The 22,192-nt window shown below is 67.1% G+C and carries 13 protein-coding genes, 4 tRNA genes and 1 pseudogene; 15 read left to right on the top strand and 3 right to left on the bottom strand.

Features of this window, described 5'->3' with window-relative positions; genetic code table 11:
- The first annotated feature begins 50 nt into the window (after nt 1-50).
- From recJ to J7528_RS25595, 9 genes and pseudogenes are all read left to right on the top strand, one after another.
- Nucleotides 51-1,871, top strand: a complete 1,821-nt coding sequence (recJ, locus tag J7528_RS18090; protein ID WP_291877193.1) for a single-stranded-DNA-specific exonuclease RecJ — start codon at nt 51-53, stop codon at nt 1,869-1,871.
- 102 nt (nt 1,872-1,973) lie between these two features.
- Nucleotides 1,974-2,048, top strand: a tRNA-Glu gene (locus J7528_RS18085).
- Between the two features lie 46 nt (nt 2,049-2,094).
- Nucleotides 2,095-2,169 (top strand) — tRNA-Glu (locus tag J7528_RS18080).
- Between the two features lie 172 nt (nt 2,170-2,341).
- Nucleotides 2,342-2,932, top strand: coding sequence for a stationary phase survival cold shock domain protein CspD (gene cspD / locus J7528_RS18075; protein ID WP_291877190.1), 591 nt, complete (start codon nt 2,342-2,344; stop codon nt 2,930-2,932).
- Nucleotides 2,859-3,460 (top strand): annotated as a pseudogene (locus J7528_RS18070) (DUF192 domain-containing protein). The gene cspD and the pseudogene J7528_RS18070 overlap by 74 nt, the downstream one beginning before the upstream one ends.
- A 55-nt stretch (nt 3,461-3,515) precedes the next feature.
- Nucleotides 3,516-3,592 (top strand) — tRNA-Pro (locus J7528_RS18065).
- A gap of 26 nt (nt 3,593-3,618) precedes the next feature.
- The gene (locus tag J7528_RS18060; RefSeq protein ID WP_291877187.1) at nt 3,619-3,924 is read left to right on the top strand and encodes an ETC complex I subunit; all 306 of its coding nucleotides are present in this window, start codon (nt 3,619-3,621) and stop codon (nt 3,922-3,924) included.
- Nucleotides 3,925-3,950: 26 nt separating this feature from the next.
- Nucleotides 3,951-4,027, top strand: a tRNA-Arg gene (locus tag J7528_RS18055).
- A gap of 79 nt (nt 4,028-4,106) precedes the next feature.
- Nucleotides 4,107-4,289: a triose-phosphate isomerase gene (locus J7528_RS25595; RefSeq protein WP_363270123.1), complete on the top strand. Its 183-nt coding sequence runs from the start codon at nt 4,107-4,109 to the stop codon at nt 4,287-4,289.
- Nucleotides 4,290-4,321: 32 nt separating this feature from the next.
- On the opposite strand, the gene J7528_RS18050 is transcribed toward J7528_RS25595, so the two are convergent.
- The gene (locus tag J7528_RS18050; RefSeq protein WP_291877184.1) at nt 4,322-4,687 is read right to left on the bottom strand and encodes a PRC-barrel domain-containing protein; all 366 of its coding nucleotides are present in this window, start codon (nt 4,685-4,687) and stop codon (nt 4,322-4,324) included.
- A 372-nt stretch (nt 4,688-5,059) separates the two neighbouring features.
- Between J7528_RS18050 and J7528_RS18045 the strand changes: the two genes are divergently transcribed.
- From J7528_RS18045 to J7528_RS18035, 3 genes are all read left to right on the top strand, one after another.
- Nucleotides 5,060-5,644 (top strand): sigma-70 family RNA polymerase sigma factor, encoded by a 585-nt coding sequence (locus J7528_RS18045; protein WP_291877182.1) that lies wholly within the window; start codon nt 5,060-5,062, stop codon nt 5,642-5,644.
- A complete protein-coding gene (locus J7528_RS18040) occupies nt 5,610-6,578 on the top strand; it encodes a FecR domain-containing protein (protein WP_291877181.1) in 969 nt (322 codons plus the stop codon). Before J7528_RS18045 ends, J7528_RS18040 begins: the two co-directional genes overlap by 35 nt.
- Nucleotides 6,579-6,797: 219 nt before the next feature.
- The gene (locus J7528_RS18035; protein WP_291877180.1) at nt 6,798-9,788 is read left to right on the top strand and encodes a TonB-dependent receptor; all 2,991 of its coding nucleotides are present in this window, start codon (nt 6,798-6,800) and stop codon (nt 9,786-9,788) included.
- A gap of 43 nt (nt 9,789-9,831) precedes the next feature.
- Here J7528_RS18035 and J7528_RS18030 read toward each other — a convergent pair whose 3' ends face one another.
- Together J7528_RS18030 and J7528_RS18025 are read right to left on the bottom strand one after the other, a co-directional pair.
- Nucleotides 9,832-13,668: a LamG-like jellyroll fold domain-containing protein gene (locus J7528_RS18030; protein ID WP_291877179.1), complete on the bottom strand. Its 3,837-nt coding sequence runs from the start codon at nt 13,666-13,668 to the stop codon at nt 9,832-9,834.
- A gap of 80 nt (nt 13,669-13,748) precedes the next feature.
- Nucleotides 13,749-16,670 (bottom strand): TonB-dependent receptor, encoded by a 2,922-nt coding sequence (locus tag J7528_RS18025; RefSeq protein WP_291877177.1) that lies wholly within the window; start codon nt 16,668-16,670, stop codon nt 13,749-13,751.
- A gap of 177 nt (nt 16,671-16,847) precedes the next feature.
- Here J7528_RS18025 and J7528_RS18020 point away from each other — a divergent pair, with 177 nt between their 5' ends.
- The 3 genes from J7528_RS18020 (at nt 16,848) to J7528_RS18010 (ending at nt 22,104) form a co-directional block, all read left to right on the top strand.
- Entirely contained in the window at nt 16,848-18,248 is a 1,401-nt protein-coding gene (locus tag J7528_RS18020; RefSeq protein WP_291877175.1) for an MFS transporter, read from the top strand.
- A gap of 77 nt (nt 18,249-18,325) precedes the next feature.
- Nucleotides 18,326-18,937: a cob(I)yrinic acid a,c-diamide adenosyltransferase gene (gene cobO / locus J7528_RS18015; protein WP_291877172.1), complete on the top strand. Its 612-nt coding sequence runs from the start codon at nt 18,326-18,328 to the stop codon at nt 18,935-18,937.
- 239 nt (nt 18,938-19,176) lie between these two features.
- Nucleotides 19,177-22,104, top strand: a complete 2,928-nt coding sequence (locus J7528_RS18010; protein WP_291877169.1) for a TonB-dependent receptor — start codon at nt 19,177-19,179, stop codon at nt 22,102-22,104.
- The last annotated feature ends 88 nt before the right edge of the window (nt 22,105-22,192 follow it).

Here is a 22,192-nt window from a genome sequence, read left to right as displayed (position 1 = left end):
CGGGGCGGCGCCGCATGGTCCGAATCCGCCTTAACGGATAGTCTGCCGCGATGGCCGCTGATGGTGCTTCCAACTTCGATACTACCGCCTTCCTAGGCGTTGAGCGCTCGCTGAGCGGCCGCGCCTGGCGTGAGCGTCCGGCCGACATGGCCGTGGTGCGGGATATTCAGCAGCGCCATGGCCTGACGGAGCCGCTCGCCCGCGCCCTGGTCTCGCGCGGCGTCACCCTGGATCACGCCGAGCACTATCTGCGCCCGACCCTGAAGGCGCTGTTCCCCGATCCGTCCAGCTTCACCGACATGGACCGGGCCGCCGAGATCCTGATCGACGCCCTGGAGCAGGGCAGGCCGACCATGGTCTTTGCCGACTATGACGTCGACGGAGCTACCAGCGCCGCCCAGCTGGTCCGCTGGTTCCGCTACATGGGCGTCGAGCTGCCCATCTACATTCCCGACCGTCTGACCGAGGGCTATGGCCCCAGCCCAGCTGCCTTCAAGACGATCCGTGAGAGCGGGGCCGAGCTGGTCGTGACGCTGGACTGTGGCGCGGCGGCCTATGACGCCATCAACAGCGCCGGCCAGATCGGCCTGGAGGTCGTGGTCATCGACCACCACCTGATGCGCGAGGACCCGCCGGCCGCCGCCGCCGTGGTCAATCCTAACCGTCCGGGCTGCCAGAGCGGGCAGGGGGTCTTGGCCGCCGCCGGCGTCACCTTCGTGCTGCTGGCCGCGCTGAACCGCGAGGCCCGCAAGCGCGGCCTGTTCACCGACGATCGTCCGCAGCCGGACCTTCGCCAGTGGCTGGACCTGGTGGCCTTGGGCGAGGTCTGCGACGTCACCCAGCTGGTCGGCTTCAACCGCGCCCTGACGGCGCTGGGCCTGCGCACCATGGGCGCCTGGGCCAATCCGGGGCTGAAGGCCCTGTTCGAGGTTGGCAAGGGCTCGGGTGACCCGTCGGTCTTTCACGCCGGCTTCATCCTGGGGCCGCGCATCAACGCTGGCGGCCGTATCGGCCGCTCCGATCTCGGCGCCAAGCTGCTCTCGACCGACGACCCGCTGGAGGCCGCCGCCCTGGCCGAGGAGCTCGACAGCCTCAACACTGAACGCAAAGCCGTCGAGGCCGCCGTGGTCGAAGAAGCCGCGGCCCTGCTGGAGCGCGGCAGCAACTTCAACCCGGACGCGCCGGTGATAGTGGTGGCCGGCGACGACTGGCACCCGGGCGTCATCGGCATCGTCGCCGGCCGCCTGCGCGAACGTTATCGCAAGCCCGTGGTGGTCATCGGCGTCGACCGCGCCGCCAATGTCGGCAAGGGCTCGGGCCGTTCGCAGCCTGGCGTGAATCTGGGCAAGGCGATCCAGGCGGCCTTCGAGGCGGGCTTGTTGATGGCCGGCGGCGGCCACGCCATGGCGGCGGGTCTCTCAATTCGCCCCGACTCGATTCCCGAATTCCGCGCCTTCCTGGAAGAGCGCCTGGCCGGCGAGATGGAGGCGGTGGGAATCGAGTCAGTCGATATCGACGCCTTGCTGCAACCGCGCGCGGCGAATCGCGCATTGCTCGACGACTTCCAGCGCCTGGCGCCGTTCGGTCCCGGTAATCCCGAGCCGATGTTCGCCCTGAGCCAGGTGCGGCCCGATCGCGTCTCGGCCCTGAAGGGCGGGCATGTCCGCATGGACTTGGTCGGTCCCACGGGCGACCGCATCAAGGCGATCAGCTGGCGCAGCGCCGAGACGCCGCTGGGCCAGCGCCTGCTGGCTGGCGGCGGCGCGCTGGACGTCGTCGGCAAGCTGAAGCCGGACGACTACATGGGTCGCAACGGCGTGCAGCTGGAGATCGAGGACGCCAGCGATCCCAGAGCCAGATACTCGGAATAGGCTGTTTGCCGCACCCGATGTGGACGGACTGAAAAAATGACTTTCGGCGGCTTGCGCACCCCAAAGGTCGCGGCTATACACCCGCTTCCTCGCGGGGCCGCTGGTCCCTTCGTCTATCGGTTAGGACGCCAGATTTTCAATCTGGAGAGAGGGGTTCGACTCCCCTAGGGACTGCCACCCGCGAGGACTACATATCGGCTATGTTCCGCTTCGGCGGTTATGTGGTCCCTTCGTCTATCGGTTAGGACGCCAGATTTTCAATCTGGAGAGAGGGGTTCGACTCCCCTAGGGACTGCCATCTCTGGCTGTATTTCAGGATTGTTACTGTGCTGTTTCTGCGACGAAATGTCGCGGAACGCCCCCACCTGGGGTTTTGACGTGATTTCGTCATTGACGGTTCTCGTCACGCGAGAACACTGTTCTCGTAGTGCTCGCTCCGATGGGCTGATTGGGCGAGCCAGAGGGGTGGGATGTCTGGTTTCGATTTTGAGGACGCTGATGCGCACGAAGAGTTCGTGCGCATCAGCGGGAGGGTGAAGTGGTTCGACGCCGGCAAGGGCTATGGGTTCATCGTCCCCGATGATCCCGGCCAGACCGGGCTGAAGGACGTGCTTCTACATGTGACGTCGCTGCGTAATTGCGGCCGCGAAACCGCCATGGAGGGAGCGGTTATCGTGTGTGATGTCGTCAAAAGGCCGAAGGGCTGGCAGGTCTGCGAGGTGGTCAATCTCGACGAGACCTCGGCGCCCGCGCCGCTGGAGCGCCAGAGGCGGACCTTCGCCGAAGGCCCGACGCGACGCGATGTCCTGCGGGAAGGGCACGGGCGTCACGCGCTTGAGCCCGAGGGGCCGCCGGAGCACGCCAAGGTCAAGTGGTTCAACCGCACCAAGGGCTATGGCTTCGTGATCCGCGACGCCGAGCCGGGCGACATCTTCGTGCATATCGAGACGCTCCGCCGGGGCGGGCTCGAGGACCTGCAGCCGGGCGATGACGTCCTGGTGCGGTTCGCGCGGGGGCCCAAGGGCCTGGTCGTGGCGGAAATCACGGCCGGCGACGCCTGACTTCCGCCGTCTCGCGGCGAAAGCTAGTCTGATGGGGACTAGCTTTCAGCGAGGTGGTGCGTGGCGGAGCGGATGATCGACAGACGGGCCTTGCTGGCCGCGCTAGGACTTGGTCTTGGCGCGGGCGGTGAAGTGTTGGCCGCGCCCAAGCTGGAGACGGTCGAGGTCGTCACCGGCCGCGGTCGCGCGCGATTCCAGGTCGAGATCGCCGCCACCCTGGCTCAGCAGAAGCAGGGACTGATGTTCCGTAAGTCCCTGGCGCCAGACCGGGGCATGCTCTTCACCTACAAGCGGCCGCAACCGGCCGCCTACTGGATGAAGAACACGCTGATTCCGCTGGACATCATCTACATCGCGCCCGACGGCCGGGTCCTGTCGATCGTCCGCAACGCCCGTCCGCACGATGAGACGCCGTTGCCGTCGGGCGGCCTGATCCTGGGCGTTCTGGAGATCGCCGGAGGCCGCGCGGCCCAACTGGGGATCTTGCCGGGAGACCGCGTCTTGCACAGGATCTTTCCAAAGGCGTGACGCTTCCGTTGATCCGCGCTCCGAACCCCTGTAGAGCAGCCGCCTGCCGATGTTTCGGAGCGTAGCGCAGCCTGGTAGCGCATCTGTTTTGGGAGCAGAGGGTCGCAGGTTCAAATCCTGCCGCTCCGACCATCGGTAAGGTACTTTGGAGAAGGTCCATGCTGGCCCGCATCTATCGCCCCGCCAAGAACGCCATGCAGTCCGGCAAGGCCAAGACCAAGGACTGGGTGCTGGAGTTCGAACCGGCTTCGGCGCGCAAGCCTGACCCGCTGATGGGCTGGACCACGTCCAGCGACATGAACGGCCAGATCCGCCTGACTTTCGAGACCCGCGACGAAGCGGTGGCCTACGCCCAGCGTCACGAGATCGCCTTCCAGCTGTTCGAGCCGAAGGCCCCCAAGAAGATCATCAAGGCCTACGCCGACAACTTCGCGGCCAACCGCAAGCGGCCCTGGACCCACTAGGGCGCTCGCGGGGCTAGCCGGCATGCGCGCCCTTAGCTCAGCTGGATAGAGCACTCGCCTTCTAAGCGAGCGGTCGCTGGTTCGAATCCAGCAGGGCGCGCCAGCTTCCCGGATGGTCGCGGATATGCGCGACCATTCCGAATGGTTTCCTTTTTTCATGTTCAAAGCGGGGTGATGTCACGATGCCTTGGGCGCGGGGCTTCGTCCTTGGACACTCCGAGCGTCGGTCCGGTCATGGCGAAACCGATGACCTGATCGCCGCCAAGGTGCGGCGCCTCACTCAAGAGCGACAGCTTCCTTCCCATTATCCTCAGCGCCGCGGAGGCGGCGGCCCTAGTCGTGGGGTGAAAGGGGCCGTGGGGTGAACGGCGCCGGCGGGCTGGCCGGCGCCGATCGGTTAGCCCTTCCAGTCGGGCAGGGCGGCAAGTTGCGCCTTGGACAGCTTGGTCCGGACGATGTGGTCGTCGCGGTCGCCGGGCTCGGGCGCGACGGTCACGTCCGCCAGCGCCACCACGACCTTCTTGTCCGGACCCATGCGGTCAATCTCGATGACGATGGCGGTCGGCTTTCCGGCCGCGTCCAGCAGCACGTGCTCGACCTCGCCGGCCTCACGGTTGGCGGAGTCGATCACATCCGCGTCTTCGATCTGACCGACCGTGAAGGCGCCCTTGGCGGGCAGCGTCTCGTTGTGGGCGATGGTCGTCTGAGCCCAGGCGCCGGTGGCGATAGCGGCGAGGGACAGGCCAAGAACGGTGATCTTCATGAGCTTACTCCTTGCTACAGAGGCCCGGCCTATCCAGGCCGGGCCCCTTGCGTCGCCCCGCGGGAGCGAGAGGCGACGCCATGGCAAGACAGTGCGCCTGCTCAACTGACAGACCCCTGACGATTTTTCACGGCGTCCGCAGGTCTCGCCCGCTGCCGTGCTTATCGGATCGGGGCGATCCGAGTGTTCTCAAGCATCCCTGGAGGGTCTCTTATCTGCGGTCTCGGACTGAAACGGGGCGGAAAACACGCCCTCAATGTGATCCGCTATTTGGGATCCACGATGCGCGTGAAAAATGTTTCGCATCGGATGACGGAACCGCGCCGCCGGGGTGTCTTGATGTCTAAGATATGAGGGAAAGGCCTCAGCGGGGTGGAACGGCTTAGGCAGGACGTCGTCGTCTGGATCGGACGTGAGATCATTCCTCACGAACCGGCTGTACGCGCCTGGCTCAAACGCAACGCCCCGAGTTCGATCGAGGCGGAAGACATTCTACAGGAAGCCTATTGTCGCCTGTCCGATCTCCAGTCCGTGGAGCAGATCGCCAATCCGCGGGCGTACTTTTTCAGTGTCGCGCGCAACCTGCTGCTCAACGCCATCCGCCACGCTCGCGTGATCCGCATCAGCAGCATCACCGATCTGGAGCTGGCGACCCTGGACGATGGTCAGCCGTCACCGGAGCGCGTGGTGGCCGGGCGTCGAGAACTGGAACGCGTGCGAGATCTGTTGGCGAGCTTGCCCGAGCGTTGCCGACGCATCATCGAGATGCGGAAGGTCGAGGGCCTGTCCCAACGCGAAATCGCCGAACGGCTGAACGTCACGGAGAATGTCGTCGAAAACAACGTATCGAGGGGGCTTCGTTTCTTGAGCAAGGCCGTGAGCGAGGATCCGATCGCTCCGTCCAGAGCGCCTGGCAAAGACCATGACCGAACGAAGAACAGCAAGAACCGTCCATAAGGAGGCGGCCCAATGGGCGGCCCGCGCCGATCGCGGCGACCTGACGTCCGCCGAGACGCAGGCCCTGGACGCATGGCTGGCGGCCGATCCGCGCCACCGCGGCGCCTATGCGCGCGCCGCGGCCATCTGGAGCACGCTCGATCGCGCCAAGGCCCTGGCCGCGCCCGTTCATCTCAAGGTCGCGCGCTCGCGGCGGGGCTGGGGGCTGGCGGCGGGCGCCGCGGCGTTGGCCGCGGTGGCGGCGGCCGCGCTTGTTTCCGTGCAGGTCTTCCCGCGTTCGAGCGCGGCCTACGAGACCGTGGTCGGTGAGGTGAAGCACGTGGCCCTGGCCGACGGCTCCTCGGCGGACATCAACACCAACAGCGCCCTGAGCATATCGATGACGCCGCGGGCGCGGGCCGTCGCGCTCGAGCGGGGCGAGGCCTGGTTCAAGGTGGCCAAGAATCCGTCCCGGCCGTTCATCGTCTCCGCCGGAGATATTCGTGTCCGCGCCGTGGGCACCGCCTTCGCGGTGCGCCGGATGAGCGGCGGCGCCGAAGTCCACATCACCGAGGGCGTCGTCGAAATCTGGAGCACCGCGGCGCCCGGCGTGCGCACGCGGGCGCCGGCCGGCGGTCGCCTCTATGTGCCGGCGAGCGGCGAGGGGCCGCGGTCTCTGGCCGGACGTGGCGGTGTCGACGAGGGTCTGGCCTGGCGTCAGGGGCGCCTTGCCCTGGAGGGCATGTCGGTCGCCGAGGCTGCTGTCGAGTTCAATCGTTACAACAAGCGACGCATCGTCGTGGCCGATCCCGCCCTGGGCCGAAAGGGCTTGGTGGGCTGGTTCCGGACCAATCAGCCGGAGCATTTCGCCGAGGTGGTCGGCCAGACCTTCGGCGCTCCCGTGACGACCGACGCCACGACGATCAGATTGGGCGCGCCGCCGCACGAGCGATGAGTCGCGGCGGACGTTAGAACGACCGAGCGCGCCAAGATCGCGCCGGCGAGGGAAGGGGAGGAAAGTCTGAACAGCGGCGTGGGGCGAACGCCGTGGGCCTGGATGACGGGAGCGACGCTCGCGCTCGTCGCCGGGAACGCGACCGCCCAGACTCTAAGTTTCGATGTCGCCGCCCAACCCGCGTCCAGCGGGGTGCCCGCATTCGGCCGTCAAGCCGACTTGCAGATCTTGCTCGACCAGAGCGTGGCGGAGGGGCGGCGCGTCAATGCCGTGCGAGGACGCTTCAACGCCCGCGAAGGTCTCGCCCGTCTTCTGGCCGGTACGGGTCTTTCGATCCGCGCCGACTATGGCCACACCATTCTCCTGGCGGCGACGCCTGCGCCGCGTCCTCAGGCGCCTCCGCCGATCCTGGCCCCGGCCGCGCCTGAGCCTGACGTCGCCGTCGAGGCGGTGATCATCGCTGGTTACCGCGCCAGCCTGGCCAGCGCCATGGCGATCAAGCGCCAGGCGGCGGGAGTGGTCGAGGCGATCGTCAGCGAGGACGTCGGCGACTTCCCCGACGCGAACCTGGCGGAGTCGCTCCAGCGCCTTTCGGGCGTCTCGATCGAGCGCGACGCCGGCGAGGGGCGCGCCCTGTCGGTGCGGGGTCTCGGCGGCGATTTCGTCAGGGTGCGCCTAAACGGACTCGAAACCCTGGCGACGAGTGGCGGCACCGGTGCGGCGACCAATAGCGCCAACCGGACACGTGGGTTCGATTTCAACACCTTCGCGTCGGAGCTCTTCTCGACCCTGACCGTCCGCAAGACCGCCTCGGCCGAGATCGAAGAGGGTGGGCTGGGCGCGACCATCGATTTACAGACGCCCAGGCCCCTCGACACGCCGGGCCTTCACGCCACGGTCGCCAGCCAGGCGGCCTTCTACGAGCTGGGCGACCGTCAGGCCTATCCGCGGGTATCGGCCCTGGTGTCCGACACGTTCGCGCAGGACCGTCTGGGCGTCCTGTTTTCCGTGGCCTACAGCCGGCGGCGTAGCCTCGAGGACAGCTACAACTCGACCGGAGACTATATCGCCAGCTTCAACGGCGGCTTCTGCCCGCCGACGGGCGCCGCCTGTCCGGGCGGGGGCGAACGCTCGACGGCGGAGGCCTATGGCGTGATCACCGCCGGATCGCCGGTGACCTATATGCCGCTGGTCCCTCGCTATGGCCGCTATTCTCACGACCAGGAGCGCCTTGGCGTTTCGGCCACCGTGCAGGCCCGGCCGCGAGAGGGCACGCTGCTGACCCTGGACTATTTCGCCTCGCGCTACGACGAGCACCGGCTGGATCGGAACATCGAGATCCTGAGCCTCAATCGCGACAATCGGGGCGCGCCGGATCCGCGTTTCGTGGGGCGGCCAGCCATGGCGGTGACCGCGGCTCAGGTCTCGCCGCAGGGCGAGCTGGTCTATGCGCGGTTCGATAATACCGACATCCGCACCGAGGTCTTCGCCGACGACTTCGTGACTCGCTTTGATCAGCTGTCCCTGAAGCTGGACCAGACCCTGTCGCCCAGGCTGAGGGCGTCCGTGCTGCTGGGGCGCTCGCGCTCCCGGTTCTCGGACCCGAACCAGCGCCTCGTCGGCTATGACGCCTTCGACCAGGACGGCGTCGTGTTCGACGCCCGCGCCAAGGGTGAGGTGCCGATCCTGCGGTTTGGAAGCGGCCTCGATCCGGCCTCGGCCGGGGCCTGGAGCTTCGCCGAAGGCTATTCTGAAATCCGGCGCTTCAGCAATTTCATCGACAACCGGTATGACGCCGCGCAGGCCCATCTGGTCTTCGACGCGCGCCCTGGCGTGACGATCAAGGCCGGCGTCAGTCTGAGGCGCTACGGTTTCGATCAGACCCGCGATCAGCGGTCGGCGCCCTTCACCAGCGTGCCGGCCGTTGGCGATCTGCGCGATCTCAGTGTGCTGGTGGATCGCTGGGGCGTCAGTCTGCCGCGCGCGCCCGGAGGCATCAGCGCCTGGCTGTCGCCCGATATCGACGCGTTCGAGCGGCGTTTTGGCCTCAGCTGCAATTGCGTCAACGCCTGGGGCGACTGGCGTATGGCGGCGGCCGGCAACTCACGCCTGGAAAATCGCGGCGTCATCGAGGACGATCTGGGCGGCTATCTCCAGGCTGACGTGGTCGGCCAGGTGGGGGCCGTGCCGTTGCGGCTGGTGGCGGGCCTGCGATACGCGGCTACGCGCCAGCACGCCTATGGCCTGACGACCACGGGCGAGTGGCAGCACGATCGGCGCCGCTACGACAATCTGCTGCCTTCGGCGACGTTGGTGGGTGATCTGACGCCCGACACCCGGCTCCGCATCTCGCTGGCCCGCACCATGGCGCGTCCGGCGCTGAGCGCTTTGACGCCGGCCGGCGTGTTGACCAGCGATTCCGCCGGCTTGAAATACCTGACCGGCAATCCCTCGGTTTCTCCCTATCAGGCCACGAACCTTGATCTGTCGATCGATCATCGACTGGGACGAGAGGGGCTGATCTCGGCCTCGGTCTTCCATCTGACGATCGACAATTTCCCCCAGGCGCTCAGCCGTGTCGGCGTCCTGGCCGACACCGGCCTGCCGAACGTGGCGCTTCCCGCCGGCGCCACGAACCTGACGCCCGTTGCGATCACCCAGGTGGTCAATACCAAGGGCGGCTGGTTACGAGGGCTGGAGATCGGCTTCCAGAAACCCCTGACCTTCCTTCCGGCGCCGTTCGACCGCCTGGGCGTGATGGTCAACTACACGCGCATACAGTCGGCGCTGGACTATGTGCTGGCCCCGACCGCGCCGGACCAGACCTATCGCGCACCGCTGGTGGGGACGTCGCCGACGGCGATCAACGCCACGGTCTACTACCAGACCCCGCGCTACGCCGTGCGCCTGTCGGCCGCGCGACGCGGGGAGTACACCCGCACCGTGCCCAGCCGGGGCGGCGTCTGCGGGCCGGAGGCCACGGCCGAGTGCCCGACGCCCTATATCGCCGATGTCGACGGGGCCGACGCGACCTTCAATCTCGACGCCTCGGCCAGTCTTAATCTGACGGGGCGGCTGCAGCTGACCCTGGACCTGCTGAACCTGACCGACCAGGCCCAGTCCTACTGGACGGGCGCGGCGCGCCGCGGGCCGCTGGTCTATGGCCGCACGGGCCGCCAGATCTTCCTCGGCGCGCGCTGGCGGTACTGAAAAGGGTGCGGGCCCGCTGGGAGGACAGCGGACCCGCGTCTCGTCACCGCGTTGGAGGTAGGGACAGGGGGACGAGATTGTTGGCCTGGGTGACCTCGCGGACATCGCCCTCGAGCTTCAGGCGTACGCGGTAGTCGCCCGGCGCGGCCTTGGCCGGCAGGTTCAGCCGGACCTCGACGGTCTTGGGCGTCAGGTCGGCGGCCGAGGGCAGCGGCGGGATCGGCGCCGAGGCGATGGTCGCGCCGACGGCGGTTTCCAGGACGAGCGTTCCGGCCGGCGCCGGCTTGGACCCCAGGCTGTGGACGGTGGCGGTCAGGCGACCCTTGGTAAGTCGCAGGTCGTCGGTTCCAACCCCGATGTCCGGACGGGTGGAGGGATCCTCCCAGGCCGTATCCAGCGCCAGATCCAGCACAGTCGTCTGGCCGGGCGGCAGGACGATATCGATCCCGGCGCTCCGCTCCAGGACCACGCTGCGCTGCGTGGGCGCATCGGCCTTGTCGTCGCCATTGGCGTCGACGCCTTCGCTCAGAGTCCAGCGGCCCGCCGCGACGTCGGCGCCGACCAGCGTGGCCTTCACCGGCCGGTTGGCCAGGTTGAACAGCACCGCCTTGAAGGCTTTCGGCGTTGATTGCGGGATCAGGATAGCCACCTGCTCGGCCGCGTCGGGACGGTCGAAGCGCCAGCTGACCAGGTTGCCGGGGAAGTACTGGTTGCGGTTATGCGCGATCCCGCCCAGGCGCGAGCGCTGCAAGATGGACCAGGGCACATTGACCCGGTCCGACCACAGATGGCCCTCGGTGATCAGGTGCATGCGCTGGCTGTCGAGCGCGATCTCGCGGCCGTAGATATCGGCGAGGATCGACTTGTCGCCAGTCTCGCGCCAGCGCTCGAAACGGGCGTAGTCGGCCAGGTCGCCGCCGCGTCCGGTCAAGGACGCCTTGGGGGCCGCGAGCGCCGAGAGCTTGGCGCCCCAGCTATCCTTGCGGTTTGCCAGGCCCAGGACGTCGGCGTTGAGCAGCAGCAGGCTGGACCAGTCGCCCTTGGCGACCTCGCCGTTCAGCGGGCGGAGGTACTTCTCGTCGCCGGTCCACTTGTAGGCGGCCCAGAAGACGTGGATGGAACTGGCGAATCCCGAACCGCGATCGGCGTCGGTGCGCCAGTGGATTTCGGCCGGGAACGTCCAGGTCCCGTCGGCGGCCTGCTTGCCGTGGGCCAGGTAGCCGTCGGCCAGCTCCAAGACTGTCTGCTTGATCTTGGCCGAACCCCAGTATTCGCCGAGCAGCAGGCCAGGGTGCAGGACGAGGTAGGAGTAGGGCTTGCCCCATTCCCACACGCTCTCGCGCACGATGTCGTCGCCGCTGTAGTAGCTGGAGACCGGGTGGCGATGGCCGGCCGGATTGACCTGGTAGAGACGGTCGTAGTTGCGCGCCGTCTCCATGGCCCGCTCGACGGTCTTGGGATCGCCGAACTGCAGCATCATGCCCTGGGCGACGGCGTTTATGCCCTCTTCGTAGGTATGGAGTTCGTCGGTGCGGATGCGGCCCAGGCCGTTCGACCACATGCCGTTGACATAGGTCTCGTCCAGCATGCGGCGCTGCGAGCGCGCCAGACCCTCGGGATCGACGCCCATCTCCGCCAGGCCCACCCACTGGTTGGTCAGGTCGACGTCGTCGGAGAGGCCGCCGCCGAACTCGCCGTTGGCGATCTGGCGGTTGTCGATCCACCAGCGCACGAAGCGGCTGGCCAGCTTCAGGTCCTCGGTCTGGCGGAAGGCCCACAGCGGCACGCCCGCCGGCGGCTCTGGTTGGACGAACGGGGCATAAGGCTGCTCGGGGTTCTTCTCGACCCAGTAGCTGCGCGCCACGGCGTTGTCGGGGTCGACCTTCAGGACGTCGGAGATGTCGCGCTCGAAGCGGGTCCAGGTCGGATACAGCCGGATGTTGGGCTGCTCCTCGACCAGGAAGCTCAGATTGTCGCGGGCCTGCTCGAAGCGGTCGGCGATGTGTTCCGGGGCGGCGGCCTTGCGGTCCTTGAACACCAGGCGCACCCGCAGGCCGTCGACGGAGGCCGGCCCGAAGTCGCCGCCCGATCCGGCCAGGGTCAGGTACAGGCTCTTGCCGTCGGGCAGGATCCGGTCGCGGGTGTCCAGCCACAGGGTGCGGGCTTCATTCGGCTTGACGGCGACATTGACGTCCAGCAGGTCGCGCTCGGGCCAGCTGGGGTCCTTGACCCGGATGTTGAGCAGGAAGAACTCGCCGTGGGTCGGCTTGACGTCCAGAGCGGGCAGGTCGATCGCCAGGCCGTCCAGGCCCGCATTCAGGTTCTCCCAGCCATAGGAATAGCGGGCCACGGACCCCCCCGGCGCGACGTCTCGGAAGTCGGCTGGGATCAGCACGTGGACCAGCGGTAGCTGCGGTCCCGACGTCTTGGCGCGCGGCGCGGACGGCGCGCCGGCCGGCAGGGCGACCACGGTCGCGCGCTCGTCGGCGACATAGCGCCCGGCGATGAAGCCGTTCAATTCGGTCAGGGTCGGATAGGCCGCGCCCGCGCTGGCCCGGACCTGGTAGCTGAGCTTGAAGGCGTCTTTCGGCTCCTCGCCAGGCGTGACGTTGTAGGCGGCGATCTCCTGGATCGGCGTCTCCTGGGCGGTGTTGGAGAACCGCAGCACGCCGGCGCCTAGCGGGGCGGGCAGGCGAGTCGAGGTGCGCTCCTGGCCGGCGGGACGCGCGCCGATCGTCGTCTGGCGGCCGCCGGTCGGGGTGAAGCTCAAGGCCCCATAGGCCGCGCCGGTGATCTCCAGCGTGTTCCAGGGCTCGTCGGGCAGGGTCAGGTCGTAGGCCTTGCCGCCGTCGGCATAGACGTTCCAGTCCGGCAGCTCAAAATAGTCATGGCGTCCGGCCAGGCGCGAGCGGTTGTAGACGCCGGGCCAGGTCGTTTCGCGGATGCCGTCGGCGCCGCGGAACATCCGCATCTTCAGATCGCGGGTGTCGGCGAACTCGACCTTGCGGATCTTGGTGGCCGCCGCCGCCAGATAGGCGGGCAGGTCGCCTGGCCGGTTCCAGCCGTAGCGCATCCACCATTCGTCGCGCCAGCGCGGCTCGGACAGGTCGCGGCGCGGCGCGGGAGAGGCGACCTCGGTCTTGGCGGCCAGGGACGCGACTTCGGTCTCGGCCAAGCGGTGGTCGTAGATCTTCAGCTCGTCGATGTCGCCGCCGCGCCGATAGTTGTAGGCGCTCTGGACCTGATAGGGGCTGATCACCCGGCTGTGCGGGCCAAAGCCGAAAAGGCCCGCGTCGAGCGTGGTCTTGGCGTCCTTGCGGGCGGCGGGCTTGCCGTTGACGAACAGCTGCACGCCCTGGGTCTCGTCCCAGGCGAAGGCCAGGTGCGTCCAGGTCTCGGGCGAGGGGGCGGGGGCGTCGAAGCTGACGCGCGTGCGGGCCAGGTTGGTGTCGGTGACGAAGGCGTCGAAGCCGTGGCCGTTCCAGTCGATGCGCAGCCAGACCATGTCCCAGCTGGTGTGATCGGCATAGCCGACGCGGAAGATCGGGAAGGCGCTGCGACCCACCGGGGTGCGAGCGCGCCAGAAGAACGAGACGGTGCCACGCTGGGCATAGATGTTGGCCGGGCCTGACCAGGCCAGAACCTGGTCATCGGAGGCGCGCAGGGCGGGGCCCGCCGCGCCGTCGGCGACGACGTCGACGCCCTCGGCGAAGATCGGACCGGCCATGCCCGCCGCCCGGTCGGCCGTCAGGCCCTTGTCGCCCGACAGGCTGAACAGCAGACCGTCCGATTGCGCGTAGGCGGCGGACGCCAGGGTGAGCGCCGTGGTGGTGACAAGGGCCAGGCGCAGGGCGCGCGGCGTCATGAAGCTCGAGGACATCTTGGCCTGCATGGTCGGAATGAAAATGCGGGCGCCGGCCGCAGACCGGCGCCCAGGAGCTAGCGCGTTGGAGAGGGACGCTAGAACTTGTACTGCAGCCCCACGTTGAACTGCCGTCCGGTGTGGGTGTAGACGAACGCGCTGTTGCGCGCGGAGTCCTGGTACTGGTCGACGAATTCGTCGGTCAGATTCAGGCCCTCGAAGGTCAGCTTCAGCTTCTTGGTCACGGCGAACGAGGCCGAGGCGTCGACGGTCAGCAGCTCGTTGGTGCCGTTGATGTCGTTACCGGTGTTCCCGCCGGGGACCGAGGTCAGGTACTTGTCGCGATAGGCCGCCGAGACGCGGGCGCTGAAGCGGCTGTCTTCGTAGTAGAGCGTGGCGTTGAAGGCGTTCTTCGACAGGCCGACCAGGTCGGCGCTGGTCGACGAGCCACCCGTGGCGCTCAGGAAGTAATCGATCTTGCTGTCGACATAGGTGTAGTTCAGCAGCGTGCCGAAGTGCTCGGTCCAGCGGGGCAGGAACGGCAGCACGTCCGGCAGGAAGGTGAAGGCCTGCTGGTAGTTGATCTCGAAGCCCTTCAGCGGACCGCCCTTGGTGTTGGCCGGGGTGCGGAAGGTGAAGATGTCCGTCGGCGCGGTCTGCGAGTTGGCCAGCAGGTCCAGCGGCAGGCCCGACGTGTTGAACGGGCGATCTTCCTGCAGGCTTTGGATGTAGGTCTCGATGTCCTTGTAGAAGACGCCCACCGACAGCAGCGAGTCCTTGGCGAAATACCATTCGACCGCGCCGTCCACGGTCTTGGCGCGGATCGGGTCGAGGTCGGGATTGCCCGCGCTGACCGAACGCGCGCCGGTGACCGTGATGCTGCCGCCGGGGGTCAGGTTGCCCAGCTCGGGCCGGGCGATGACTTTCGAGGCCGCGAAGCGCACCAGCAGTTCGGGGGTCACCTCCGCCGTCAGGTTCAGCGACGGCAGGATGTCGTCGTACTCACGCTCGGCGGTGACCTGAACCGGCGCGGCGCCCAGCAGCTGATAGCCGCGCGAGCTCTGCTTCGTCTTCACGTAGCGCACGCCGATGTCGCCGCGCACCGTGAAGGGCAGGGCCTCGGTGCGGAAGTCCAGCTGGGTCCAGGCGGCCTTGGAGACTTCCTTCACGCCACGGATGTTGCCGCGGGCGCTGGAGTTGGTCACGCCGGTCAGCTCGAACAGGCCGGTGTTGCTGTAGATGCCCAGGGCTTCGGAGAACTTGTCGATGTCGGGCACCACCCAACTGGTGATGTTGGTCCCTGGCTGGCCCAGGTTCTTGCCAAAGCCGGTGACCAGCTTGGTCAGGTCGGCCAGGGTCTTGCCTGCCGGCAGGGCGGGCAGCAGTTGGCTGTTGAGACGGCCGGTGCTGCGCGTGTCGAACTCGTACTTCCGGTACTCGACCCCGGCCTTCAGCGTCAGGCCGTCGGTCAGGTCGAAGCCGCCGTTGAAGTTGGCGGTGTCGAAGGTGTTCTTCACCCACTGCGGCGCCATCCGGATTTCGGAGACGTTGTTGATGAAGGTGAAGTTGGCCGGATTGGTCGTGTCGAAGCCGTAGTTGATCGTCGGCAGGCGATTGTTCTGGCGCAGGTCGTAGCTGTAGCCGTCCGAGTTCAGGCGATCGAGCATGATCGTGGTCTGGATCGGGTTTGCGAAGTCCGAGGTCGAGTGGCCGACCAGGCCCTCGATGCGGAAACGGTCGTTGAACCGGTGCTTGCCAGTCAGCACGAACTGTTTGAATTCGGTGGTCAGCTCGTCATAGCGCATCTCCGAACGGATCCGCGCGCCGTCGAAGACGCCGTAGACGAGGTCGCCCGTCGGCGAGACCACGGCGCTGCGCACGCTGTTGAGCGGCTTGCCCAGGTTGGACAGCGCCCGGCTGAAGCCGAAGTTCTCGAGCCAGTCTTCCTCGCGCTTGGCGTCGAACTTCGAATAGAGGCCGTCCAGCGTCAGGGTCGTGTCGGGGGTCGGCTCCCACTGCAGCGAGGCCGTCACGCCGGTGCGCTTCTGGTCGTGGGTCAGGCGGCCGTAGCGCGGCAGGCGCGGCATGTGGACATTGGCGCCGCTGGCGGTGGTGTAGGCGGCGATGTTCTCGGGCGTGCCGGCCGCGCGTGGCACGGTGATGCCAGCGGCGGTCCCGCAGGCCGTGGCGCTGGTCCCAGTCGCGGCGCTGATGGGTGGATTGGCCGGGGTGACGCCGATCGGGCTGCAGAAGCCGCCATTGGTGTTGACCAGGTCCCAGCCGACGGTGCCGAAGCCGTCCTCATACATGTGGCGGCGGGTGTAGGCGGCCGAGACCAGAGCGCCGAAGCGGCCGATCGGGGTGTCCCAGGTGTTGGAGACCAGGCCAGCCAGGCGCGGGTCCCACTTGCCGCGCAGGTCGTTGTAGCCCTGCTGCGCCGACAGGGCGAGGTTGAAGCCCTTGTAGTCGAACGGCCGCGAGGTCTGCAGGTCGACCGTGGCGCCCAATGAGCCTTCCTGGACCTCGGCGGCCTGGGTCTTGCGCACCGTGATGCTGTTGAAGAGTTCCGAGGCGAAGGTGTTGAAGTCGAAGCCCCGGCCGCGATTGGCGCCGCCCGAGCTGTCGGTGCCGCCGGTCGTGCTCTGGGCTTCCATGCCGTTGATGCGCACCCGCGTGAAGCTGGCGCCCAGGCCGCGCACGGTGATCGAGCGACCCTCGCCCGCGTCGCGCGAGATCGAGACGCCTGGCACGCGTTGGATGGACTCGGCCAGATTGGCGTCCGGGAAGTCGGCGATGTCCTCGGCCTTGATGACGTCGACGACGCCGGCGGCGTTGCGCTTGAGGTTGATGGCGTTGGCGAGGCTGGCCCGGAAGCCGGTGACCACCACTTCCTCGACCGTCGCGGCCTGGTCGGCCGGCGGCGCCGTTTGCGCCAGGGCCGGAACCGCTGACGCCAGAACAGCGCCCGCCGTAGCGGTGAACAGATACCCCTTGAACGTGATTTTGCGCGTGGTTTTCACGGCAACCCTCCCATTGTTCGTTGTCACGCCTTGATGGCGCTTCAACCGGGAAGACCCGCCGACGGGCGGTTTCCGTCACCGTCCGATCGCTAAATTTTCGTGATCTCGCGCAGGCCCTAATCGCGCTTGGCAACCCTCGGCCGACTGCGGTAGCAGGGCCGAACCGAGGGGGTGGTCATGGATACAAACGAACCCGCCACGCCCATTCGGCGGAGCTACAGACTGGTCGCCCTGATCGTCGCCTGCGCGCTGTTCATGGAACAGATGGACGCGACGGTGCTCACCACCGCCTTGCCGACGATGGCGCAGGACCTGGCGGTCTCGGTCACGCGCCTGAGCTCGGCCCTGACCGGCTATCTCCTGGCGTTGGCCCTGTTCATCCCGGCCAGTGGGCGATTGGCCGATCGTTTCGGCGCTCGCGATCTCTTCCGCGTCGCCATCGTGCTCTTCACCCTGGGATCGTTGCTGTGCGCCCAGGCGCCGAACTTGCCGTTCCTGGTCGTCGCCCGATTTCTTCAGGGCGTGGGCGGCGCGATGATGATCCCGGTCGGACGCCTCATCCTCATCCGCAGCGTGGCCAAGGAGGACATGGTCGCCGCCACCGCCTCGCTGATCCTGCCTGCGTTGGCGGGCGCGGTGCTGGGGCCGCCGATCGGCGGGTTGATCGTCATGCATCTGGACTGGCGCTGGATCTTCTATCTGAACCTGCCCATCGGCCTGCTCGGGATCGTGCTCACCACGCTGTTCATCACCGAGACCCATGAGCCGCGCCCCTTCCAGCTGGATGTCGTGGGCTTCCTCATCGCGGGCGCCGCGATCAGCTGTCTGCTGTTCGGCTTCGAGATGGCCAGTCAGCCGGGGCGCGCCCTGGCGAGTGTCGCGGTCATTATCGCCGGGCTCGCGATCGGGGCTGTCTACCTGCGCCATGCCAGGCGCTGCGAAGACCCCGTGCTGGACCTGTCGCTGCTGACCTATCGATCCTTTCGCCTGTCGGTCATCGGCGGGTCGTTGACGCGTATCACCCAGGGGGCGCAGCCCTTCCTGCTGCCGATGATGTTTCAACTCGGCTTTGGCATGCCTGCGGCCACGAGTGGTCTGCTTATGATCGCCGGCGCGATCGGCGCGCTGCTGACCAGGTGGGCCGCTCCGGTCGCCTTCAAGCGTTTTGGTTTCCGCAACAGCATGATCTTCAACGGGCTTGCCGGCAGCCTGGGCTACGCCGTCTGCGGCCTGTTCAGGCCCGCCTGGCCCATGCCTCTCATCGTGGCGACGCTCCTGGTGTCGGGTTCCTTCATGTCGCTGCAGTTCACTGCCTACAATCTGGTGGCCTACGAGGAGATCCCGCCCGAGCGGATGAGCGCGGCGACCAGTTTCTATGCGACCCTCCAGCAGCTGATGCTGTCCATGGGGGTGTGCGCTGGCGCATTCGCGCTGCAGACGGCCATGACATTCACGGGCAGAACCGTTCCGTCTCTGATCGAGTTCACGGTCGCTCTGACCGTCGTCACGACCATTTCAGGCGTGGCGATCGTCTGGAATCGACGCTTCGCCCACAACGCCGGCGCGGCGTTTCATTGACACGGAAGGGCGCGTGGCGTCCCGGATCCAACAGCGTGGCGGAGGCTCGCCTGCCTCTCTCAGGAGTAAATCGTCCCATGACCGACGAAGCCGATCTCAACGCCCGGCACAACGCCAAGATGGCCAAGATCCAGACCGCGCGCGCCAAGATGATGGCCGAGCGCCAGATCGAGAAGGGCCTGCTGATCGTCAACACCGGGACCGGCAAGGGCAAGACCACGGCCGCCTTGGGCATGGTCTGCCGGGCCATCGGCCACGGCCAGAAGGTCGCCGTCATCCAGTTCGTGAAAGGGGCGCTGAAGACCGGCGAAAAGGTGGTCTTCGACGCCTTCCCCGACCAGGTCGAATTCACACCCATGGGCGAGGGTTTCACCTGGGACACCCAGGACCGCGCGCGCGATATCGCCGTCGCCCGCGTGGCCTGGGAGGCGGTGAAGGCGCGCATCGCGGATCCCGACATCGACATGGTGGTCGCTGACGAGCTGAACATCGTCTTGCGCTACGAGTACCTGCCGGTCGAGGAGGTAGTCGAGGCGATCACGGCGCGCCCGGAGGGCAAGCACGTTATCGTCACGGGCCGCAATGCGCCCCAGGCGCTTATCGACGCCGCGGATCTGGTTACCGACATGACCCTGGTCAAGCACCCGTTCCGGTCTGGCGTGAAGGCCCAGGCGGGTATCGAGTTTTGATTTTGACTCGCCGAAGCGCGGCGGCGGGACTGGGCATCCCGCACAGGGCGCCAACGGTGGCGCCGGGGCAAAGGGGCGCGCGGACTGCACAGGGTTGGTTTTGTGCGGCGCGAAAGATGCCCAATCTCTAGGCGATTGCCAATCTTAATGGCGACTACTCGACGCAAGCGCAATCTGTGGCAGATTTGTGGCGTAACGGCGTTACCAGTGTAACGTTTGTATCGGGGAGTGGCAGAGTTATGTTCCAAGTGCGTGTATCGAAGAGCCTGCGTTGGCGCCTTCTGACCGGCGTCGCCATCGCAGCGGGCTCTACCTTGAGTCTGGCGGCCAATCCGGTTGCCGCGGCCGAGCAGGCCGAAGTCCTCCAGCTGGCCGTCCAGGCGACGGGTGCGCCGGCGGCGCAACAGGGGGAGGCCAGCCAGGTCGAAGAGGTCGTCGTCACCGGTTCGCGCATCGTGCGCAACGGCAACGAGGCGCCGACGCCGACCACCGTGCTGTCGGCGGCGGACATCCAGGAACGCAACCCGACCAATATCGCCGACTACATCACCCAGCTGCCCTCGATGGGCACGGGGAATACGCCGCGCACGACAACTTTGTTCGCGAATGCCACCGGTGGCGCCAACCAGCTAAGCGCGCGTGACCTGGGCGTCACTCGCACGCTGGTGCTGCTGGACGGCCGTCGCGTGGTGGGCTCGGGCATGTCGCCGGCCGTGGACGTCAACATGCTGCCGCAGAACCTGGTGCAGCGGGTCGATGTCGTGACGGGCGGCGCCTCGGCCGCCTACGGCTCCGACGCCGTTGCTGGCGTCGTCAACTTCATCCTCGACACCGGCTTCACCGGTCTCAAGGGCGGCGTCAACTACAGCAAGACCGATCACGGCGACGGCAAGATCATCTCGACCGACCTGGCCTATGGCCGCAAGTTCGCGGGCGGCCGCGGCCATCTCCTGCTGAGCGGTAACTACTACAAGGGCGATCGGATCGACTTCTATGACGATCCCCGCGGCTGGTTCCAGCCGGGCCTGCGCCTGATGAACAACCCGAACTGGACGGCCACCAACGGCCAGCCCGGTCAGATCGTCCGCACGGACGCGGGCTACAACAGCACGCCGGGCGGCGTGGTCGCTTCCGGTCCGCTGATGGGCATGGCCTTCGGGCCAGGCGGGACGCTGCAGAACTTCGTCTTCGGTCCGATCCAGCAAGGCCAGGTGCAGGCCGGCGGCACGGTGGAATCCATGCCCATCCGCGGCGCTCTGCTGCCCGACGACGAGCACTGGAGCCTCTTTGGTCGCGCCAGCTTCGAGCTGACCGACAAGATCACCGCCACCTTCGAGGCCAGCTACGCCGGCAACGACACGGTCAACTGGTCGGCGGTCTATAACCGCCAAGGGGCCACCGCGATCACGGTCAACCGGGCCAACCCGTTCCTGCCGATCGGCGCGCAACAGGCCATGGACCGGGCCGGCGTCACGTCGTTCCAGATGAACCGGCTCTTCTACGACATGATCAACACGCCGGGGACCCACATCGGCGAGGCGGGTTACTATCGCCGGCAGGACCGGATCCTGGCGGCGCTGGACGGTCGCTTCCTGGATAGCGGCCGTTGGCGCGCCTACTACCAGCACGGCCACAGCAAGGTCTGGTACACCCGTGACAACAACATCATCCTGAACCGCTTCAACCAAGCCATCGACGTGATCGCCAACCCGGCGACCGGCGGCGTGGCCGGTGTCGCGGCCGGTTCGCCGATCTGCCGCTCGACCCTGACCGCGCCCACGAACGGCTGCGTACCGATGAACATCTTCGGCGAGGGCTCGCTGGGCGCGGCGTCCATCGCCTGGGTCACGGGCGCGTCCGAAGGGCTGCGCACCCGTCAGGATCTGGATTTCAACCAGGACGTCTGGTCGATCGACGCTCAGTACAGCCCGTTCTCGACCTGGGCTGGCGAGGTCTCGGTCGCCGCGGGCTTCGAGTATCGCAAGGAGACGTTCGACTCGACGGCTGACGCCTACTCGCTGCAGTCGCTGTGGAACGTTGGTAACTTCAAGAACGGCTCCAACGGCTACAACGTCAAGGAAGGCTTCGCAGAAGTCCTGGTGCCGCTGCTGAAGGACTCCGTCGTGGCCAAGAGCCTCGAGTTCAACGGCGCCGTCCGTCGGACCGACTACTCGACCAGCGGCAAGGTGACCACGTGGAAGGCGGGCCTGACCTGGGACATCAATGATGACCTGCGTCTGCGCGGCACCCGTTCGCGTGACATCCGCGCGCCGAACCTGAACGACCTGTTCGCGCCCAGCAGCCAGTTCGTGAACGCGTATCTGGACCGGACCCAGCCCGGCAGCCCGCAGGTGCCCAACATCACCTTGAGCGGCGGCAATCCGAACCTGACGCCGGAAATCGCCAAGACCTGGACCGCCGGCGGCGTCTATCAGCCTCACTGGGCGCCGGGCCTGAGCCTGTCGGTGGACTGGTACAAGATCGATATCGCCGACGCCATCACGGCCGTCGGCGCGCAACAGATCATCGACATGTGCTACGGCTTCAACCGGCCGCAGAACCCGGCGGCCTGCGACTCCATCGTCAAGGCGCCGGGCGCGACCAATCTGGTCAACGCCACCATCTACACCAGCGGCATCAACGCCCAGACGGTCTCCGTCGAGGGCATCGACTACGAAGCGGGCTATCGCACCACGCTGGACCGCATCAGCAAGTCGCTGCCGGGCGCCGTCAACTTCCGCCTGCTGGTCTCCCAGCGGCTGAAGGATGAAACTGTCCTGCCGGGCGATGTCGCGCCGCCGACCCTGGGCACCTTCGCGAGCCTGAAGTGGCGCGGCATGCTGACGACGACCTATGTCGTCGGCGACAGCCGCACCACCCTGACCACGCGCTACCTGGGCAAGGGCAAGATCACCAACCAGCCTGAAACCAGCCGCACCGGTATTCCCGAGGCGCTGAACAAGGTGGACCCGGTCTGGTACGTCGAAATCGCCGAGAACTATGACGTCACCATTGGCGGCCGTCGGATCACGCTGTTCGCAGCTGTGGAGAACCTGTTCAACCGCGATCCCGAGCCGATCCCTAGCAGCGGCACCTCGTTCGGCACCAGCGCGCCCTACGACCTGCTGGGCCGCTCGTTCCGGGCTGGCGCGCGCTTCAAGTTCTAAGCGCCAGACCGCAGCGTCGCCGCCGGCCTTGGTCCGGTGGCGACAAGGCCTAGAAATGAAAGAACCCGCGCAGGCTAGCCTGCGCGGG

Source organism: Caulobacter sp. (assembly GCF_017744445.1).
In the GTDB taxonomy this organism is placed as follows: domain Bacteria; phylum Pseudomonadota; class Alphaproteobacteria; order Caulobacterales; family Caulobacteraceae; genus Caulobacter.
The sequence above is the reverse complement of the archived record's forward strand: the minus strand, read 5'-3'. Positions and strand labels throughout refer to the sequence as shown.

Bases quoted from the DNA above. Each gene is read 5' to 3' on its own strand.
- recJ (WP_291877193.1), top strand. From the start codon at position 51: ATGGCCGCTGATGGTGCTTCCAACTTCGATACTACCGCCTTCCTAGGC.
- cspD (WP_291877190.1), top strand. From the start codon at position 2,342: ATGTCTGGTTTCGATTTTGAGGACGCTGATGCGCACGAAGAGTTCGTG.
- J7528_RS18060 (WP_291877187.1), top strand. From the start codon at position 3,619: ATGCTGGCCCGCATCTATCGCCCCGCCAAGAACGCCATGCAGTCCGGC.
- J7528_RS25595 (WP_363270123.1), top strand. From the start codon at position 4,107: ATGCCTTGGGCGCGGGGCTTCGTCCTTGGACACTCCGAGCGTCGGTCC.
- J7528_RS18050 (WP_291877184.1), bottom strand. From the start codon at position 4,687: ATGAAGATCACCGTTCTTGGCCTGTCCCTCGCCGCTATCGCCACCGGC.
- J7528_RS18040 (WP_291877181.1), top strand. From the start codon at position 5,610: ATGACCGAACGAAGAACAGCAAGAACCGTCCATAAGGAGGCGGCCCAA.
- J7528_RS18030 (WP_291877179.1), bottom strand. From the start codon at position 13,668: ATGTCCTCGAGCTTCATGACGCCGCGCGCCCTGCGCCTGGCCCTTGTC.
- J7528_RS18020 (WP_291877175.1), top strand. From the start codon at position 16,848: ATGGATACAAACGAACCCGCCACGCCCATTCGGCGGAGCTACAGACTG.
- cobO (WP_291877172.1), top strand. From the start codon at position 18,326: ATGACCGACGAAGCCGATCTCAACGCCCGGCACAACGCCAAGATGGCC.
- J7528_RS18010 (WP_291877169.1), top strand. From the start codon at position 19,177: ATGTTCCAAGTGCGTGTATCGAAGAGCCTGCGTTGGCGCCTTCTGACC.